Annotated in this window: 19 protein-coding genes and 2 pseudogenes; 8 read left to right on the forward strand and 13 right to left on the reverse strand. The window is 63.9% G+C overall.

Going from position 1 to position 17,831, the window contains the following annotated elements:
* Nucleotides 1–4: 4 nt before the first annotated feature.
* The gene (gene tssB / locus OKW35_RS39975) at nucleotides 5–526 is read right to left on the reverse strand and encodes a type VI secretion system contractile sheath small subunit (RefSeq protein ID WP_184064122.1); all 522 of its coding nucleotides are present in this window, start codon (nucleotides 524–526) and stop codon (nucleotides 5–7) included.
* A 418-nt stretch (nucleotides 527–944) separates the two neighbouring features.
* Between tssB and OKW35_RS39980 the strand changes: the two genes are divergently transcribed.
* The 3 genes from OKW35_RS39980 to OKW35_RS39990 are packed head-to-tail and all read left to right on the forward strand — an operon-like array spanning nucleotide 945 to nucleotide 4,247.
* Nucleotides 945–1,925: a hypothetical protein gene (locus OKW35_RS39980; protein WP_429554941.1), complete on the forward strand. Its 981-nt coding sequence runs from the start codon at nucleotides 945–947 to the stop codon at nucleotides 1,923–1,925.
* Nucleotides 1,922–2,812, forward strand: a complete 891-nt coding sequence (locus OKW35_RS39985; RefSeq protein WP_429554942.1) for a c-type heme family protein — start codon at nucleotides 1,922–1,924, stop codon at nucleotides 2,810–2,812. Before OKW35_RS39980 ends, OKW35_RS39985 begins: the two co-directional genes overlap by 4 nt.
* 28 nt (nucleotides 2,813–2,840) lie before the next feature.
* Nucleotides 2,841–4,247, forward strand: a complete 1,407-nt coding sequence (locus OKW35_RS39990; protein ID WP_429554943.1) for a serine/threonine-protein kinase — start codon at nucleotides 2,841–2,843, stop codon at nucleotides 4,245–4,247.
* A 29-nt stretch (nucleotides 4,248–4,276) separates the two neighbouring features.
* On the opposite strand, the gene OKW35_RS39995 is transcribed toward OKW35_RS39990, so the two are convergent.
* From OKW35_RS39995 to OKW35_RS40020, 6 genes are all read right to left on the reverse strand, one after another.
* The gene (locus tag OKW35_RS39995; protein ID WP_090804235.1) at nucleotides 4,277–4,504 is read right to left on the reverse strand and encodes a hypothetical protein; all 228 of its coding nucleotides are present in this window, start codon (nucleotides 4,502–4,504) and stop codon (nucleotides 4,277–4,279) included.
* Complete coding sequence (locus tag OKW35_RS40000) at nucleotides 4,501–5,055, reverse strand: RNA polymerase sigma factor (RefSeq protein ID WP_090804233.1); 555 nt, start codon at nucleotides 5,053–5,055, stop codon at nucleotides 4,501–4,503. Before OKW35_RS40000 ends, OKW35_RS39995 begins: the two co-directional genes overlap by 4 nt.
* 523 nt (nucleotides 5,056–5,578) lie before the next feature.
* The gene (locus OKW35_RS40005) at nucleotides 5,579–6,463 is read right to left on the reverse strand and encodes an anti-sigma factor family protein (RefSeq protein WP_429554944.1); all 885 of its coding nucleotides are present in this window, start codon (nucleotides 6,461–6,463) and stop codon (nucleotides 5,579–5,581) included.
* Nucleotides 6,464–6,684: 221 nt separating this feature from the next.
* Nucleotides 6,685–7,749 carry a catalase family peroxidase gene (locus tag OKW35_RS40010; RefSeq protein WP_429555132.1) on the reverse strand — a complete coding sequence of 355 codons (1,065 nt, stop codon included), beginning with the start codon at nucleotides 7,747–7,749 and terminating at the stop codon, nucleotides 6,685–6,687.
* Nucleotides 7,733–8,665: an anti-sigma factor family protein gene (locus OKW35_RS40015; protein WP_429554945.1), complete on the reverse strand. Its 933-nt coding sequence runs from the start codon at nucleotides 8,663–8,665 to the stop codon at nucleotides 7,733–7,735. Before OKW35_RS40015 ends, OKW35_RS40010 begins: the two co-directional genes overlap by 17 nt.
* Nucleotides 8,665–9,216 (reverse strand): RNA polymerase sigma factor, encoded by a 552-nt coding sequence (locus OKW35_RS40020; RefSeq protein ID WP_090804226.1) that lies wholly within the window; start codon nucleotides 9,214–9,216, stop codon nucleotides 8,665–8,667. The genes OKW35_RS40015 and OKW35_RS40020 overlap by 1 nt, the downstream gene beginning before the upstream one ends.
* A gap of 284 nt (nucleotides 9,217–9,500) precedes the next feature.
* Here OKW35_RS40020 and OKW35_RS40025 point away from each other — a divergent pair.
* A pseudogene (locus OKW35_RS40025) lies at nucleotides 9,501–9,650 on the forward strand (glutathione S-transferase family protein); the annotation flags it as partial.
* 99 nt (nucleotides 9,651–9,749) lie between these two features.
* Here the strand turns inward: OKW35_RS40025 and pqqD are convergent.
* From pqqD to OKW35_RS40045, 4 genes and pseudogenes are all read right to left on the reverse strand, one after another.
* Nucleotides 9,750–10,031, reverse strand: coding sequence for a pyrroloquinoline quinone biosynthesis peptide chaperone PqqD (pqqD, locus tag OKW35_RS40030; RefSeq protein WP_184044028.1), 282 nt, complete (start codon nucleotides 10,029–10,031; stop codon nucleotides 9,750–9,752).
* Nucleotides 10,028–10,126 (reverse strand): annotated as a pseudogene (locus tag OKW35_RS40035) (pyrroloquinoline-quinone synthase PqqC); the annotation flags it as partial. The gene pqqD and the pseudogene OKW35_RS40035, both read right to left, overlap by 4 nt.
* A gap of 65 nt (nucleotides 10,127–10,191) precedes the next feature.
* Nucleotides 10,192–10,266, reverse strand: a complete 75-nt coding sequence (gene pqqA, locus OKW35_RS40040) for a pyrroloquinoline quinone precursor peptide PqqA (protein ID WP_090805708.1) — start codon at nucleotides 10,264–10,266, stop codon at nucleotides 10,192–10,194.
* A gap of 304 nt (nucleotides 10,267–10,570) precedes the next feature.
* The gene (locus OKW35_RS40045; RefSeq protein ID WP_429554946.1) at nucleotides 10,571–12,556 is read right to left on the reverse strand and encodes a sigma-54-dependent Fis family transcriptional regulator; all 1,986 of its coding nucleotides are present in this window, start codon (nucleotides 12,554–12,556) and stop codon (nucleotides 10,571–10,573) included.
* A gap of 369 nt (nucleotides 12,557–12,925) precedes the next feature.
* Here OKW35_RS40045 and OKW35_RS40050 point away from each other — a divergent pair, with 369 nt between their 5' ends.
* The 4 genes from OKW35_RS40050 to OKW35_RS40065 all read left to right on the forward strand — a co-directional run bounded on the left by OKW35_RS40050 (nucleotide 12,926) and on the right by OKW35_RS40065 (nucleotide 17,021).
* Nucleotides 12,926–14,650 (forward strand): methanol/ethanol family PQQ-dependent dehydrogenase, encoded by a 1,725-nt coding sequence (locus OKW35_RS40050; protein WP_429554947.1) that lies wholly within the window; start codon nucleotides 12,926–12,928, stop codon nucleotides 14,648–14,650.
* Between the two features lie 116 nt (nucleotides 14,651–14,766).
* Nucleotides 14,767–16,038: a c-type cytochrome gene (locus OKW35_RS40055; protein ID WP_429554948.1), complete on the forward strand. Its 1,272-nt coding sequence runs from the start codon at nucleotides 14,767–14,769 to the stop codon at nucleotides 16,036–16,038.
* An 86-nt stretch (nucleotides 16,039–16,124) separates the two neighbouring features.
* A complete protein-coding gene (locus OKW35_RS40060) occupies nucleotides 16,125–16,418 on the forward strand; it encodes a high-potential iron-sulfur protein (protein ID WP_429554949.1) in 294 nt (97 codons plus the stop codon).
* A gap of 192 nt (nucleotides 16,419–16,610) precedes the next feature.
* A complete protein-coding gene (locus OKW35_RS40065) occupies nucleotides 16,611–17,021 on the forward strand; it encodes a GFA family protein (protein ID WP_429554950.1) in 411 nt (136 codons plus the stop codon).
* A gap of 9 nt (nucleotides 17,022–17,030) precedes the next feature.
* On the opposite strand, the gene OKW35_RS40070 is transcribed toward OKW35_RS40065, so the two are convergent.
* Complete coding sequence (locus tag OKW35_RS40070) at nucleotides 17,031–17,438, reverse strand: GFA family protein (protein WP_090804208.1); 408 nt, start codon at nucleotides 17,436–17,438, stop codon at nucleotides 17,031–17,033.
* A 30-nt stretch (nucleotides 17,439–17,468) separates the two neighbouring features.
* Nucleotides 17,469–17,753, reverse strand: a complete 285-nt coding sequence (locus tag OKW35_RS40075) for a hypothetical protein (protein ID WP_184066902.1) — start codon at nucleotides 17,751–17,753, stop codon at nucleotides 17,469–17,471.
* Nucleotides 17,754–17,831 lie beyond the last annotated feature (78 nt).

A 17,831-nucleotide genomic window follows, 5' to 3' on the forward strand; every position in this document is an offset into this window, starting at 1 on the left:
GCGCTCACTCCTGTGCGGGTTCGGTGTCGGCGGCTTTCGGCGCCGCGCCCAGGGATTGCAGCAAGGCGGGATCCTTGATCGCCTGCGCGATCAGCTTCTCCGCGCCCGACTTGCCATCGAGATAAGTGCCGAGGTTGGCGAGCTGCGTGCGCGCCTCGAGCAGCTTCGCGAGCGAGTCGACCTTGCGCGCCACTTCGGCGGGCGAAAAATCGTCCATGCCTTCGAAGGTGATATCGACCGCCAGATTGCCTTCGCCCGTCAGCGTGTTGGGCACGCTGAAGTTCACCCGCGGCTTCATCGACTGCATGCGGCTGTCGAAGTTATCGACGTCCACTTCCACCGCCTTGCGCGCTTCGAGCGGCGGAAGATCGCCGGCATTGGCGCCTGACAGATCCGACATCACACCCATCACGAACGGGATCTGCACTTTTTTCTGCGCGCCGTACAGCTCCACGTCGTACTCGATCTGTACGCGTGGCGCGCGATTGCGCGCGATGAATTTCTGACTGCTCTGTCTCGTTGCCATGCGCTGATTTCCTCTGGTATCCGTAGGGTTTCGTGAATCCGGCGATGCGTCTCACGAGCCTGCACTCGACTTGCAGCGTTGCAGACGCGTCGTCCATGCACCCAGAACAGCGCAGCATCGCGATCTATTCCACGTCTGTCGAAGCTGTTGCGTTCATGTTCCAGATCACACTCGCCGCTGTTTGCGCAAATCAGAACAGCCCAGCCGGGCGGATATTCCGTTGTGTCGTGGACTGGATCTTTTCGTGCGTGCGTCACGCAGAGACAGGCTCACCATATGGGACACGCGAAGGCGAGTTTGTGATCATCGAAACCCTGGAATAAACCCGCGAGCCGGCTGTTCTGTTGATACTCGCGCGATATAACGCGCCGTATTCACCGCGCTTCGCCAATTGAAACGCTCAACCAGGCTCATCTGGATGATCTTCGGACTTTTCAAGCGGTCTGTACCGTTCGCCTTGCTGCTGCTCGCACCCTATGCCAATGCGGCGTGGACGCTCGTGCAGGCCGATGCGCCCGTCACCGTCATTCATGAGACGGGGCGTTATCAGGCAGATGTCGGGCAGCGCTTTGCGCTTGACGATATGGTCGAAACGCCGACGAGCGCAGGCGTGCAGATCCAGGACGACGCGGGCAATAGCGTCGCGCTGGGTCATGGCACTCGCGTGATGCTGATGCGCGACGCGCATATCGCGTTGCTCGGCGGCTGGCTGAAGGTGCTGCACGCGTGCGACGCAAACACGGCGAATTGCGCCGCCCCTGTGATCGAAACCGCGCGCACGCGATTCACGCCCGCGGACAAAGCCGTGCTGGTCATCGCGGCAACGGCAACGAATTATCGGAGTGGCAATGAGCGGAACGCCAACGTCCAGGACACCGATGCAGTGTTCTGTGAGAGCGGCGCGGCCAGCATTCTCGGCATCGGCACTTCGCACGGCAATGTTGCGCCGCTCAAGCTCGATGCGCCTCGCTTCGCCACGCATCCCGCCGCGAGCGACACGATTGCCGTGACAGCAGGCCCTGATCCCGCTTTCGTCGCCGCGATGCCCGTTACATTCCGCGACGCGTTGCGTGTGCTGCCGATGCCGGCCCATCCACGTAACGAGCCGCCGGGCAGCATCCGACCGGTCGCTTACGACGACGTATCGGACTGGCTCGACAGCGAACTCGCGGCGCGCAGGGATCCATCGACGCGCTTCACTTCGCGCTTTCGGGCGCGCCTGACCGATCCCGCGTTTCGCCGCGCAGTCGTGCAGCGCATTCGCGATTTGCCGGACTGGCGTGCGCTGGTCTTTCCGCCGCCACCGCGTGCCGCGATACGGAGCCCCGCAATCCAGACCGGTTCCGTCTACCGTTCCGCTTACCGTTCCGCTTACCCATCCGCTCCGGTTCGCCCATGAAGCTGTCACTCGCCATCAAGTTCAATCTCGTGTTCATCGCGATCTTCGCGATCGGACTGACCGCCATCGGATTCATCGCGGATCGTGTGTTGCAACAGCAGGCGCTCGACGAAACCCGTCACGATGCGGACGTCCTTCTGAACGCCGCCAGCGCGATGCAGAACTACACGGCGCAACACATCACGCCGCTGCTCGCGACACAGATTAAATATTCGTTCGTGCCCGAGTCGGTGCCGGCGTACTCGGCGATCGAAATGCTGAACTCGTTGCAGAGCGCGTTTCCGAACTTCTCGTACAAGTCGGCGATGCTCAATCCGACCAATCCGCGCGACCGGCCAAGCGACTGGGAAAGCGAAGTGATCGCTCATCTGCACGACCATCCGGAATTGAAACAGGCCACCGGACAGCGTCATACGCCGGGCGGCGAGCAGTTGCTGTTTCTCGCCCATCCGAGCCGCATTACCGACGCCGCGTGCATGCAATGTCACAGCACGCCGTCCGCGGCGCCGCGCACGATGATCGACAAGTACGGGCCGGCCAATGGTTTCGGCTGGACCATGAACGACGTGATCGGCGCAGAGTTCGTGTCGGTGCCGATGTCGGAGTCGATCGCGCGCGGCCGTGCGGTATGGCGCAGCCTGATGGTCTCACTGACCGCTGTATTCGCGGTGGTGCTCGTCGTGCTGAACGCGATGGTGCACTTCCTCGTCACGCGGCGTTTGCAGATGTTGTCGCGCGCCGCGGACGAAGTGAGTCTTGGCAAACTCGGCGACGTCGAACTGCCGGCCGGCGGCAGCGATGAAATAGCGTCGCTCGCCGTGTCGTTCGGACGGATGCGCACGAGCCTCGTCGCAGCGTTCGAAATGATCGAAGAGCGCCACGAGTAAGCGTGCCGCACACATCGTGGACGACTCCATGACTTCCCAAACCAGCGCGACTGAGCGACAGATCGGCCGCTATCGGATCGAACGGGTGCTCGGTCGCGGCGCGATGGGCACGGTCTATCTCGCGACCGATCCGCATATCCAGCGCGAGGTAGCACTGAAAACGATTCGCACCTCGTCACTGAACGACGGACAAGGCACGGCGGAGCCATCCGGTGCGGAGCTGACCGCACGCTTTCTCAACGAAGCGCGCGCTGCCGGCCGTCTCGTGCATCCGCACATCGTCGGCGTGTTCGACTATGGCGAGGCGCAAGGCGTCGCGTTCATCGCGCTTGAATACGTACGCGGCGAGAACCTCGCGCAACGGCTCGCGCAGCACGCCCGCGATGGCAGCATGATGCCGTTGCTCGATGCGCTCACGTGGTTCGCGCAACTGCTCGACGCACTCGCTTATGCGCACGAACTCGGCGTGATCCATCGCGACATCAAACCCGCGAACCTGCTGATCGCGCCGCGCGGCGAATGCAAGGTGACCGACTTCGGCATCGCACAGCTCGATACAGGACGCCTGACGCAGGCCGGCATGATGATCGGCACGCCAAGCTACATGTCGCCGGAGCAGTATGCAGGCGCGGAGATCGACGCACGCAGCGACCTGTTTTCCGCCGGCGTCGTTCTGTACGAGATGCTGAGCGGGCAATGCCCGTTTAGCGGCGCGCCAGCCGCCGTGATGCATCAGGTGATGAACGAGATGCCGCCGCCCCCATCGACGCATGTCACAAGCCTGCCCGCCGAACTCGATGCCATGGTGCTGAAGGCGCTCGCCAAACGGCCAGACGACCGCTATGCGTCCGCGCAAAGCTGGCGCAACGCCTTGTTGACGCTGCACGACTCATTCATGGCGCGGCTCGATCCCGACCATACCGTCGTGCGCGCGCAGCCGTTGCGTCAGACGCTTGCGCCACCGGCGGGGGCTGCCAGACCAGACTGGCCACCCGAGTTTCTGGCCCAGTTGGAGCAACGGCTCGCCAGCCACGTCGGCCCCATTGCCTCGCTGCTCGTGCGGCGCGCCGCGTCGCATGCGACCGACTCGCAAACACTGGCGGCTCAGCTTGCGCGCCATTTGTCCAACGACGCCGCTCGTCGTGAGTTCGATACGCTGCTCAAGCAGCACGTGATCGCTTCGGGCGATGACTCGAAGCGCGGTACGCTGCCCATCGAATCGACATCCGCGGCGTGCGTGCCGCTCGATGCCGAGCACGTCGAGGCCGCCGCGCGGCGGCTCGCATCGCACGTCGGACCGTTCGCACACGTGATCGCCGAGCGGGCCGCGCGTGGCGCGGACGCAGCGACCTTCCGTGCGCGACTGGCCGACGCGCTGCCGGCGTCGGTGGATCGCGAGGCTTTTTTGCGTGCCTTCGACGACCCGCCACCCTGAGTCTCCCGGCTCGCGCCGCCAATCGATCGTCAGGCGGCCGCGATCAGGCGATCGATCCGTAACCGCAGCGCTACGGGCAATGCGGGCAAGCTTTGCCGGCCAACGATCTCAGTGTATGGAAACTTCGATGCCATCAGCCATATCACGCGATTCGCAATATCGACGGACTCGTGCATCGCTCGCTCTATGTCGGCCACGCGCGCGTGAGCCAACGTACGATCGACATAAGCAAGCAGGTCGGCGTCGTCGATCGTCATCGCCCGACTTCGACCCGAGGCGGAGCCGAACGTGCGGCCGGTCCCGCGCCGCTGTCGAAGCGCGCGCCAATGCTTTGCCGCGCGCGCGACAGGCGGCTCATGATCGTGCCGATCGGAACATCGAGCACCTGCGCGGCTTCGGCGTAACTCAATCCTTCGAACGCGACAAGCAGCATCACCACGCGCTGAGCCTCGGGCAAGCGCCCGACGGCGGCGATGATCTCACGGCTCAGCAGCACATCTTCGGGAGAACGCGCGGCAGGATCGGAGACGGCTAGCAATGCGTCATCCCACTCGACACTCGCCCGGCCTCGTACGCTGCGTGCCCGCAATTCGTTGAGCCACGTGGAATGGATGATCGAGAACATCCAGCTGAGCGGCGCCGTGCCGGGCTGCAGTTGATGCGCCCGTTCGAGTCCGCGTACGCACGAACGTTGCAGCAGGTCTTCGGCGTCGTGCTGATTGCCGGACAGGCGCAACGAGAAAGCCCACAATCTGGGCAGCATTCCGGGTAAAAGGTCCGGCAAACTCTCAACGACAGTGGTGGACATGGTTGAGTGGCCAATTTCGAGTAGAGCCCTTGAACGACGGCTCGACGTGCCGCTTGAGGGTCACGTCGAACCAGGCCCTAACATCGATCACATCAGGAACAAGGCCAGACAGAATTTCTCTGGACCGGTTGATTGGTCTCTTCGCCGAGCAGAGGTTTGGCGGATCTGACGCCACCTCTTTATGTGGGACCGTTGCATGGAGTTCGTCAACGGCTTAAACGCGGATGCTTGCAGAATTGCCAGAGGCAGCGCCGCTCCATTTCGATTTTGACCGAACGCGTGCGCAGGGCATCTTTATCCAAAAACCACTGTTGCGACCAATCGTTTGTGGCTATGACCTCGATTACGAATCGCGGCTCACGGGTCGCCGTTTACTGAATAGAACGAAACAACGACCAGCGAGGTCATCGTTTCGTTTCACTACGACTCTCCTGTCATACCCCGTCACGCAAAAAACCGGCAGAACTTGACTCCGGACGCCGTCACGCGGAATGGCCCGCACTGCGATCAGATCGCGCCGCGCTCATGTACTCGCATCCCTCGGCTTCGCATCGGGCGCATCGTTAAGCGCGAACAACGCGTCCACGCTGCTGTTCGAGATCCGCTGTGCGATCGACTGGAGATGGGTTGAGTCCGGTTTGCCGATCAGCGCATAGGCAAGATCGTTCTGCCGCCACGATACGACGGTCATGCCGTTCAACTGCTGTTGCGCGATCGCCTGGTCCGGTCGCGCGTCCTTCATCACACACAGCGCAACCGGCGCGCCGTGGTCGGGCAGATAGACGATCTGGACCAGCGGCTTGTCGTTGAAGCGCAGGCGCGCGACTGCCTTGAACGACAGCCCCGCCTCCCGCAAATCCGGCACACGCAATGCAATGCCGTCGACGTACCGGATCGCCGTGACGGTCTTCGCCGACGCGCCGAGGTCGGGCGTGATGTCGGCAACGGTATCGCGTGTATAGAGCCGTTGATAGCCCACCGCTGCATGGATCCACGACGTCGCGTCGTTCGACGCGACAATCGCGCCGCCACTGCCGGGCACGCCCAGCCATGCAGGTCCGAGCCGCATCGCGAGGCCCGCGCAAAACGCGCCGGCGACAAATGCCGCGGCAAGCCACAGCCGCGCCTGCGGCTTTCTTGCGGGTATCGGCTGATGGGATGCGTGATTCGATTCGTCGCGCTGTGCGGCGCTCGCCATTGCTTCGATACGGCGCTGCAATTCGCCCGGTAAAGGCGGTAGCTTCTGCGTTGCAAACGCCTCGCGATAAGGGAGCTGCGACGCGCGCAGCAAATCGACGCTCTCCTGCAACTCAGGCGAAACGGCGAGTTCCTTTTCGATCGATGCCGCCTCATACGCGTCAAGTTCGCCATCGACATACGCGATCAATTTACTGTCGTCGGGTCTCATAGGACGATAGGCTTAAAGGAAGTTGAGCACGATCAGCATTCGCCTGCAAGGCGCGGGTCGGGCACCGCCCGTTCGTCATCAAATTCTATGATAACCGTAGTTGCGCGTTGTTCGCAGGTCGTACGCAGCGCGCGGATGAAGCGTGGATCACTGGCCAGGACTTGCTATTGCCAACCGTTTTCTCAGGCGTCGCTCCCGACACCTCGCGGTAGAGACGACATTCAATGACCATTCGATCCGGCAACGGCCTCCTCCCGAGTTCGGCGATTGAACGATACGCTATACGTCGACGACCGCGCGGCCAGCAACGGATCGGCGGATGGCGCGATGCCATCGGGCAGGATGGTCGGATCGAACGTGATGTCGCGACAGGGACCATCGATCTGCGCCTGCGCGCGATCGATGACGATCGTGCCCACGTCGGCCCGCTCGCGTTGCGGTGAGTCGATCCATTGCCGCGTCGAGTCGTCGATCGGATCGCCGGGCATCGCGACGTTCAGCACCAGATGCCAGCGCAATGGCCCCTTCGCGAGTTGCGTCATCAGAGCGTGCGACAGAAAGTCTGGATCGCTTTGCGCGCGAGCTTCGACAGGACGCCAGGGACTGTCCGGCACCACCTCCCAACGCACGAAACGCTGCACGCCCTGCGCATCCGTAGTCTGGAACGAACTGATACCGAAATAGGCCGCGTTGTCGAAGCGGGACGATGGCGGGTGCAAGCGGACCCATTCGAGAAACGCGCGGGCCTCAGGATGGCCGTCGAGAAACGCCTGCATTTTTGCGGGGTTCGCCTGACCGGTGTGCGGATCCAGCGCTTCCGCCTGAAGCTGTTCGAATAGCGCCTGCGGCGTGCGCACCGCGAAAATCGGCGTCGAATTCATCGCGAGACGCCATTGCTCGCCGTGCGGCAGCGCGATCAGCAACGCGAAGCTGCGCACCAGGGCTTCGCCGTCGTCTTGTTGCGGATTGCCGCCGGGCCTCGACAGTCGCCCGACGACGGCGTAGCTGCCGCGTTCGAACACGCTTGCGCGCGATACCGACGCGCCGTTGCCGTTGCTGTCGAAGTGTCCGGTGATGCAGATGCCCTTCGCGTGGTTGCGCCGGAAGCCCGGGTGCGGCGTCGTCGTCGCTTCGAATGCATCGACGATCCGCTGCGAAGTCAGGCGCGGCGGGAACCATCCGGCGCACCAGACGAACAGCGCCAGCAGTAACATAGGCGCCGCGAAAACCGCGAGCCAGCGCAGCAGCAAGCCATGGCCTCGCTGGTGATCAGCCCGACCGGGCATCGTCATGCGCGTCCGTGCGGCCGATGGTGGTCGACACCTCGCCGCCGTAAAGGCGTTTGCCGAGTGCTTCGAGATCGACGCCGCCGTGCTCGCCGATCAGCGCATAACCGAGTTGGCCGCGCCGCCACGCCACCACGTCCATGCCGCCGACGCGATCGCGCGCGGGCGCCGCGTCGGCCTTCGCTTCTTTCAGCACGCATAACGCGACGGGGCCGCCATGCTCCGGCAGGTAGACGATCTGCACGAGCGGTTTGCCACGAAATCTCAGGCGCTGCACGCGCTTGAACGAGAGCCCTTGACTGCGCAGGTCGGGAATCTGCAACGCCAGATTGTCGTATTGACGAATATTGGCGGCGGTGACGGCGGTCGCGCGCATGTCGGGTTGCAACGAGGCGACGGTGTCGCGTGTGTAAAGCTGCTGATAGCCGGCCGCCGCAGCGATCCACGGCGACACGCCCGGATCATTCGATGCCGTCGTGATGGCGCCGCCACCGGTCAGTTGCGGCAACAGACGGAACGCGATGCCGCAGGAGAACACGCCCGCGACGAACGCCACCGCCAGCCACGGCAATGATGCGTGCGGCTTCAGCCGATGCACATTGCCACCGGACGGGATCGATGACTCACCGCTGGTCGCGGTATCGATTGCGTCGGCGGCATTGACCGCGCCTTGTGCCGACGCACCTGCCAGATGCTGTCGAATCAGTTCGTCGACTTTGCGGCGCAACGTCTCCGGTACCGGCGGCAAAGCCTGCTGGCTGAACGCTTCCGCGTACGGCAATTGCGAGGCCCGCAGTATCGACAGGCGCGATGCCACGTCGTCCGACTTGCCGATCGCGCTCTCGACATGTGCGCGTTCGTCCGGCGGTAATTCTCCGTCGACGTACGCTAACAGGGTGGTGTCGTCGATCGTCATCACACTTCTCGCTCGCTGCTGGATGAGCGCGCCGCCGTGGCTTCACGATTGCCGAATTGCGCCCCAATGGTCTGCCGCGCGCGGGACAGGCGACTCATGATCGTGCCGATCGGCACGCCGAGCGCCTCGGCGGCCTCGGCGTAACTCAGGCCCTCGACGGCCACGAGCAGCATGACGATCCGTTGTGCCTCGGGCAGACGGTTGACGGCCGCGATGATCTCGCCATTCAGCAGGTTCTCTTCCGGCGTGCGCGCATCGGGATCAGCAACGGTCTGCAGAAAATCGTCGTCCCATTCCATGCTCGAGCGGTTGCGCACGTTGCGCGCTCTCAGCTCGTTGATCCAGGTGGAATGAACGATCGAAAACATCCAGCTCAGAGGAGAAGTGCCTGGCTGCAATTGATGGGCGCGTTCGAGTCCGCGGACACAGGCCCGCTGGACGAGATCCTCGGCGTCGTGCTGGTTGCCGCACAGGCGCAGCGAGAACGCCCATAATCGCGGCAGCATTCCCGGCAGTTGACTGGGCAGACTCTCAACCTCTGCTGTTGGCATGATTGATGGCTAATGGCGGATTGATGGCGGCCGGGCGTGGCGGCCAACGACTGGCCAATTCCGGCTGGTTTCCCCAAGCCGTATTGTGCAACGTTCGCAAAATGTTTGCCGACGCGCGGCAATCGGCTCGCAAACATCATCCGCGGGCAATGAGCGTCAGATCGGCGAAGTACGCGCGCCGTCTTTGACGGTCGCGCCGGCATTCGACGCGCCTTCCTCCGCTTACTTCATGATCCATGGTCGCCGGTGTCCTCACCGGCGCCAATGTGTTGTGGAAATTGCCATACGTCAGCCTGGCTTGCCCCTGGGCACATCGTGCGTTGATCGTGCGGGCGCTCGAGGGCTTGAACGAGATGGTCAGTATGTCGGTGATCCACTGGCTGATGCTCGAGCACGGATGGACCTTCGCTGAGGGGCCCGGTACCGTGCCCGAAGCGCGTACGAGGAAGCAGTCGAGCCGCTATTCGAGACGCTGGCGTGGCTCGAGGAGCCGCCGCACACGCACGGAAGTACCGGGATGGTCGTGGGCTAGGTCAGGCTAGCCAGCCGCGCAGCCGTGCGTGATCGAGAAAGCGATAGACGTCGGGCGCAAGTTCGGACGTGCCGAAAAGCCGTTCGAGTTCGCCGATGATGTCGTCGAGCTCGTGTTCTCCGTCGCAACGCGCGAGGATCGCGCCGGCGCTAGTGTTGAGCTTCACCATCCCTTCGGGATAGAGCAGCACGTAGGCGTCCTGCGCCGCTTCCCACTGCAGGCGGAAGACGCTCCGCAGCCGGGGGCGCAGCGGCACGCCGCTATCCGCGTCACGCGTGTTCATAGGGGCCAGGCCTTTTCGACCGCATCGAGGATCGACCAGAGAATATCGAGTTTGAACCGCAGGATATCGAGCGCGCGCTGCTGCGCCTCGGGCGTGCCCGGCGTGGCGAGCGCCGCCCGCGGCGCCACTACGGCACTGCGGGCGGCATGCCGCAGCCCGCTCAGCGATTGGCGATATACATCGTGACTTCAAAGCCGAAACGCACCTCGGCGTACGACGGGGTGATCCATTGCATGGCATGTCTCCTTGTTTGCGATGGGACGGAAGAACCGCACTCGATGCGCGGCCGTTCCCTTCAAAGCAAAGGACATGCCGATGTCGCCACGCGAGGCTCGTTTGGCTCGCGCACAAGCCTTCGCCTGGGTATGGGCGCCGACATCGTCAATTCGCTGACGTAAGCGGGACAAACGCGTCGCCATACGACGCGTTTCGGGAGATGGGCAGTGTTGATTTTTGGAGCACCACTGCTGCGGGACGCAACAACGGTGTGACAGCACGTGGGCGAAACAGAAGTGCTGATGAAAGCGGCGCGGCGGGGCTCAGAAGTCGTCCACCTCACGATCCGGCTCGACCGCGGGCATCTTGCGATAGATCGTGTTGCGCGACACGCCGAGCTCGCGCGCGGCCGCCGAAACGTTGCCGCCATGCCGCGCGAGCGCGGCGGCAATCACCGACACGGTCACGTCCTGCAGGCGCGCGCACTCCGGCGCGAACGCATTGCCCGAGCCCGGCGTATCCGCCGCGCCGCTCGACGAAACGCCGCAGCGCAGATCATCGAAGAAGTCATCGGGCAAATGCTCGCGCCGGATCTCGCCGTCCGCGTCGACCATGGCCGCCGCGGTGCGCAGCAGGTTGCCAAGCTGCCTGAAGTTGCCCGGCCATGGACAGCGCTCGAACATCGCCATGACATCGGGTGCGACGTGAAGCGGCCGTCCGCTCGCGCTGGCGATCGATTCGCGCAGCAACATCTTCTGGATCACGACCGCGAGGTCGGTACGGTCGCGCAGCCGCGGCAGACGCACCACGAGGCCATTGAGCCGGTAGTAGAGATCCTCGCGGAAGCGGTTTTGCGCGATCATCTCGCGCAAGTCCCGGTGCGTCGCGCAGATGATCGCGACGTCCACCGCAATGCTCCTCGTCGAGCCGAGCGGGTTGACGACGCGTTCCTGCAGCACGCGCAGCAGCCGCACTTGCAGCGAGTACGGCATGTCGCCGATCTCGTCGAGAAACAGCGTGCCGCCGTTTGCCTGCAGCAGCTTGCCGATCGCGCCTTTGCGCCGCGCCCCGGTGAATGCGCCCTCCTCGTAGCCGAACAACTCGGATTCGATCAGCGTCTCGGGAATCGAAGCACAGTTGACCGCCACGAACGGCCCGGCGCAGCGCGGCGAATCGTTGTGGATAGCCTGCGCGAGCAGTTCCTTGCCCGTGCCGGTCTCCCCATTGATCAGGATCGGAATGTCCTTGCCGATCACCCTCCTGACCTTCGCAATGACCGCGGCGACCTGCGGGTCACCCGTGTCGAGATAGCTCAGACGCGAGAGTCCGGCGGCCGCCTGCGGCGGCTCCTCGCGCGCGAGCGCGCGGGCGCCGTCGTGCACGGCGACCGGACGGCTGCCCTCGGCCAGCGACGCCCGCCTGAACTGCACGCGCGCGCAGACGACCGCGCCGCTGCTCAGGTTCAGCATCAGGTGCGGGTCGAGGCTCACGCGCGCGCGATCGATCAGTTGCGCGGTCGTGGTCTGGAACAGCGACGACAGCGTATGCGCGCGCAGCCCGGCGAGCGACATGCCGAGCTGGAACTGGGCACTCCGGTTGGCCGACAGAAAGCGTCCGTCGCTCGTGAACGCCACGATGCCTTCCATCAGCGTGCCCAGAAACTCAGGACGACTATGGAAGGACACTTGCAGCGTTTCGTGAAAGGTGGTCGTAAAGAGATGATTCTCGATCATCTGCACCGACATTTTGGCGAGCGCCATCGTGTGCTGATGGTAGCTGCGATAGTCGCCCGTCACGTCGAGCACCCCGATCGCGTCGCCATACGGATCGAGAATCGGCACGCTCGAGCAGGTCAGGAAGCGGTTTGCCGCCAGGTAGTGCTGGTCGCCGTGCACGACCATCGCGCAGCGCTCGGCCAGCGCCGTACCGATCGCATTGGTGCCCTGGCGGTCCTCGGCCCAGTTCGCGCCGGGCCGCAGCGCGACTTTCTCCGCGCGCGCGAGGAAGTCGTCGTCGCCGATCGAATGCAGGATCAGCCCTTCGGCATTGGTCAGCACGATCATGCTTTGCGTGTCGGCGATCTGCTCGTGCAGCGACTCCATCACCGGCATCGCATGCGCGCACAACACCCGGTTCTGCTCGCGTTTGAGCACGAGACCCGCGTTCGAAAGAACCTCGTATTCCGGCCGCGCCGACGCGCACAGACCAAACGTTTCGGAGCGTTCGTGCGCTTTCTGAATTGCCGGCACGGGAAAGTCATTGGACCGTACGGCAGTCTGTGCCTCGGCCCGGTGAACGTCATCGCGCATTGTCTCCCTCCTGGAAAGCCTGGTACCTCGCCAGACTTTTCTCCGTCCTCTTAAGCAAGCTCCGGGCCATCCATTTCAGCGACAGCTTCGCCCGCGATCCCGGCGTCGCGCTCGACCCGAGCCATGCGCGCCAGCGCTGCAACTGTCCTGTTTCTCAACACTCCATCGCCCGGCGTTGTACCGGGATGCAACACATGGAGCGCTCTACGCGCGATATGTGCCGCCGCACGTTTCAGGCGTGCCGCCCTTTCGGACTCGCCCGCAAAAATGGCATGTGACTTGCAGTAACGGCACCGCAACCGGATCGACACGGAACAAAGGGGCGACGCCTCTGCCGGCACTGCATCGACAAACACTCAGGAGACGACCATGAAGAACCGTTCGCCCGCCGCAGGCCGGCTGGCTGTCCTTGGAGCGAGCATCGCGATCGCGGCACTGAACGTGGCTCCGGTGCACGCCGCCCCGGACTACCCCGCCGTGACCTACGAGCGCCTCGCTCAAGCACAGAGCGACCCAGGCTGGCTCACCTACTACCGCAGCTATAGCGGCCAGTCACATTCGCCACTGAAGCAGATCGATGCATCGAATGTCGCCGGGCTCAAGGAGGCCTGGAGCTATCAGTTCCCCGCGGAACTCAAGCAAGGCTTCGAAGCAACCCCGATCGTCAACGGCGGCTACCTTTTCGTCAGCACGCCGAAAGACAACGTCTATGCATTCGATGTCAAGACCGGCACGAAGCTCTGGAAATACGAGCCGAAGCTCGGCGCGGAATCGTTCAGGACCGCATGCTGCGACGTAGTGAATCGCGGCGTCGCGCTGTATGGCAAGAACGTCTACGTGGCCATGCTGAGCGGCGAGGTAGCCGCGATCGACGCGCAGAGCGGCAATGTCGTATGGAAGAAGCAGATGTTCGAACCGGGTCTCGGCTACGCGTTCTCGCTCGCGCCGCTCGCGCTCGACGGCGCGATCGTGGTCGGTACATCAGGCGGCGAGTATGGGATTCGCGGCTATATCGCCGCACTCGATCCCGACGACGGCTCGATCATCTGGAAGCGCTATACGATCCCGAATGCCGGCGACAAGGGCGGCGATACGTGGCCCGACGGCATGCAGGAACATGGCGGCGGCGCGGCGTGGCTGACCGGCACCTACGACGCCGCCACGCGGACGCTGTACTGGGGCGTCGGCAATCCGGGACCGTGGCTCGCCGCGCTGCGTCCCGGCGACAATCTGTACTCCGATTCCCTGCTCGCGCTCGACCCGAAGAACGGCGACCTGAAGTGGCACTATCAGTACACGAGTAACGACACGTGGGACTACGACGGCGTCAACACGCCGGTTCTTGCCAACATCAGCTACAAGGGCAAGCAGTATGACGCCATCATCCATGCCGACCGCAACGGCTTCTTCCACGCGATCGACCGCAAGACCGGCAAGCTGATCTACGCGGAGCCGTTCGTCAAGGCGCTGTCGGTGACGGGCTATACCGCCGACGGCAAACCAGTTCAGGACGCCAGCCGGTTTCCCAAGGCCGGCACGACGATCAACACCTGTCCGAGCTTTCTCGGCGGCAAGAACTGGTGGTCGACTTCCTACGATCCCGAGCGGCACATCGCGGTGGTGCCCTCGCTGCATGCGTGCATGAGCCTGTCCGGCAAGTCGGTCAGCTACATGGAGGGTCTGCCCTACCTCGGCGAAGGCTTCGAGATCCAGCCTGAACCGGGCAGCCAGGGTTATGGCGAGCTTCAGGCCATCGATGTCAATACGGGCAAGAAGCTGTGGGGTCACTGGACCAGGATGCCCTGGAACGGTGGCGTCGCCACCACGGCCAGCGGCCTCGCCTTCAGCGGCTCGCTCGACGGCCATCTGTACGCGTTCGACGTGACGACGGGCAAGGTGCTGTGGGAGAGCCCGCAACTCGCGAGCGGCATCGTCGCGCAACCTTCCGTGTTCGAAGTCGACGGCAAGGAATACGTGGCCGTGCTCGCGGGCTACGGCGGTGCGAATCCGATCTGGGGCGGCCCGATGGCCGACGTCGCGAAGGACGTTCCGCGCGGCGGCACGCTGTACGTGTTCGCGCTCGATCGCAGCTAGGCGCAGCCACCGCACCCGCATCGTTCTGCCCATCCGGCCTTCGCAGCCGCATCTTTCCGCGCCCGCGCGCAGCCCATGCGGGCGCGGTGTTCCCGCCATCACAGGAACGCACCATCATGAACATTCGATTCACTCACCTTGCTCTCGCCAGCGCGCTCGTCGCCGGCGCCGCACATGTTGCCGTCCAGGCGGCCGCGCGGACGTCTTCCAGCGTCCGTGTGTGCACGATGCCCGGCAGCCCTTCGGCCGAGCTGGACAAGTCCGTTGCACGCGCGGTGTTGAGCGCGGCGGGCATTACCGCGACATTCGCGCCGCGCGGCATCGACGACGACGGCGGCGACGACGGCATCTCCGCTCGCGAGCTCTCGACATCGCTGCAGCGCAACTGCGACGTGATCGCGGGCTTTCCGCGTTCGAGCGTGGCCGACGGCTCCGACTCGCACCTGCTCTTTTCCGGGAGCTATCTGCACTCCGGTTACGTCAGCGTCACGCTGCGCGGCGCCCATGCGGCCAACACCCCCGTCGCGGCGCGGGACGGCAAGATCACCATTGCCGCCACCTGGTCGAGCCCGTCGCAACTGATCGCGGTCCAGCAGAAGAACGCGCGCTTCGATCTGGAAAGCACCTCCGCGCTGACCGTCGACGCCCTCGCGAAAGGGCGCGCCCAGCGCGCGATCGTCTGGTACCCGGCCGTGGTGGCGTATCGGCATGCGCACCCGCAGCAGCACTTCGACGTCGCCGTCGCCGAGTCGCCCTATGCCGACTGGAATCTGGTGTTCGCGTCGGGGCCCGACACGCAGCCGCTGCAAAAGCGCATCGATGACGCGCTCACGCGTCTGCGCAGCGATGGCCGGCTCGCAGCGCTCACGCGCAACTGGGCGCTGCCAACCACCCTCGCGAGCGATTCGGCGACCGCGGCCAGCACTCACGCGAATCTCGCGCGCTATTTCGACGGCCCGAGCCAGGCATCGCCGCGTGCGGACCTATGGCGCGTGGGCGGCATGCCCGCCGCCGGCGGCTTCATCAAGGTTGCGGCGACGACCGAGACACCGTCGTTCGATCACGATCAGGTCACCCACGGTGAACATCTGTATGCCGATTCGTGTGCGAAATGCCACGGCGAGAAGCTCGAAGGCAACACCGCGCCGTCGTTGATCGGACCGGCCTTCGCGCCAGCGGCGAACTCGCATCTGACGATCGGCGGCATTTACCAGTACATGTCGACCAACATGCCCGCGGATCATCCCGGCAAGATGAGCGACGAGGAGTACGCCGATCTGATGGCCTTCCTGCTCTATACGAATGGCTACGACGCCGGTAGCGCGAAGCTGACCGCGCAAGCCGCGCAATCCTCGACCACACCGCTGAACGCCGGACCGCGCCACTAACACGTTGCTTCGCACCGCATTACGACGCCACGCCGCGTCAAGCGAATGCGGCATGGACGACCCATTTCTTTTCTCAGGGCATCATCATGGTCTCTCTCCAGGCCGCGGGCCTGTGTGCCGCGCTCGCCAGCGCCGAGCTCGCGTTAGCCGCGCCGCCCGCCGTCGATGAAAACGACGCCACGGCCAGCTCGCTCGGCTATCGTGCGAAAGCGAGCAGCGTCGACGCCGCGAAGTTCCCCAAGTACCACGCGGGCCAGAACTGCGCGAACTGTCGTTTCTACACTGGCGCAGCGGGCGAGGCTTCAGGACCGTGCCCGATGTTCCCCGGCAAATCGGTTGCCGCCGACGGCTGGTGCAACGTCTATGCGCCACGCGTTTGAGGGCTGGTCCGTGGGTGCGCCGCCAAGCGGCGCACCCATGACGGCAGGCGAAGACACGTCGCCCCTGGACCCTTCGCTCGCTGATTCGATGCGATAGCTGAACGACGTTCGAGCTCTGCTAAGCTACGGTCCGCCGCACCTATTCTTAGGCTCCCGAACAAACCGCGAGATCATTTGAACCGGAGAAGATCGATGTCGACACCCTGGCTGGGGCGCTGCCTGTGCGGCGCGGTGCAATACGAAGCTCGCGGTGATTCACTCGCGCAACTGATCTGCCATTGCCGCGATTGTCAGCGCGCTTCAGGTTCCGCGGGGTTGCCGGTCGTCGTAGTGAGAGCCGCCGGCTTTTCGTTCAAAGGCGACGTCAGGCCTTATACGAAGATCGGCGGCAGCGGAATGCCCACGACGCGCAACTTCTGCGCTCATTGCGGCAGCCTGCTATTCGCTACGCCGCATCATGCGCCGGACATCGTGACCCTCTATGCCGGCACGCTCGATGATCCTGCGCGGTTCAAGCCCGAGTTCGTTCAATTCACGTCCGAACGCCATCAACTGGATGCCCACCAGCCTGACATTCCCCACCATCCGCGAAGAGCGCTCTGACCGGCGCAATCAAAGCTGCCGCGTTTCCGAAGGCGGATTGCCCCAGTCGTTGTGCAGGCCATTCCGATAGGTCACCGGCGCATTCAACGCCGCATCGAGATCGAGTTCATCGAGGCACATGATGTTCACGTTGATATACGGATACCCTGTGCCGTTTGGCATATCGATGCGATCGAATACGTGGACCCCGCAGCGTGTGCAGAACGGGTGATGCGCGACCGCATTGTGCCCCTGATATTCGCTGAGCGCGGCTTCATCCGAAAGAAGACGAAAATCTTCCCGGCGAACCTGCACGTGCCAGAATCGCAGCCTGCTGCAGTAGCTGCAATTGCACTTCGACGTGCCCTCGTCGAAATCGATGCGAGCCTCGAACTTCACGAATTGGCAATGGCAACTTCCGAGGTACGTGCGCAACATGGGGTTCTCCGGGGTTGAGGGCCGCTGCCATTATGGACGGCACGACTTCGCGCTGCCAATGCACGAGCCGTCGCAACCCTCGCAGTAATGGCGGTCGCGCACCGCGCGATCCACGCGCCAGACGTTCGCCGCAACCGGCGCCGCCGTCCCCGCCGAGCGTCCGTTTTCCCGCGCATGAAAGGTCGGCTCGCCCGCCTTGCCGCGGCGAATCGCTTCATCGACGTCCTGCTCGCCGAACACCGCTTTCAGTTCGGCCACGAACGCCGCGATCTCCGGCATCGGATGCCCGGCTGGCTTGCGCACTCGCATGTCCATGAACCCGCCCCCCAAAAAGTGCCTGTTCGCTATCTCATAAAACCATGTAGGATACTGTATATCCATACAGGTATTTTC

Origin of the sequence: Paraburkholderia sp. MM5477-R1 (assembly GCF_050436385.1) — a bacterium.
Taxonomy (GTDB): domain Bacteria; phylum Pseudomonadota; class Gammaproteobacteria; order Burkholderiales; family Burkholderiaceae; genus Paraburkholderia; species Paraburkholderia tuberum.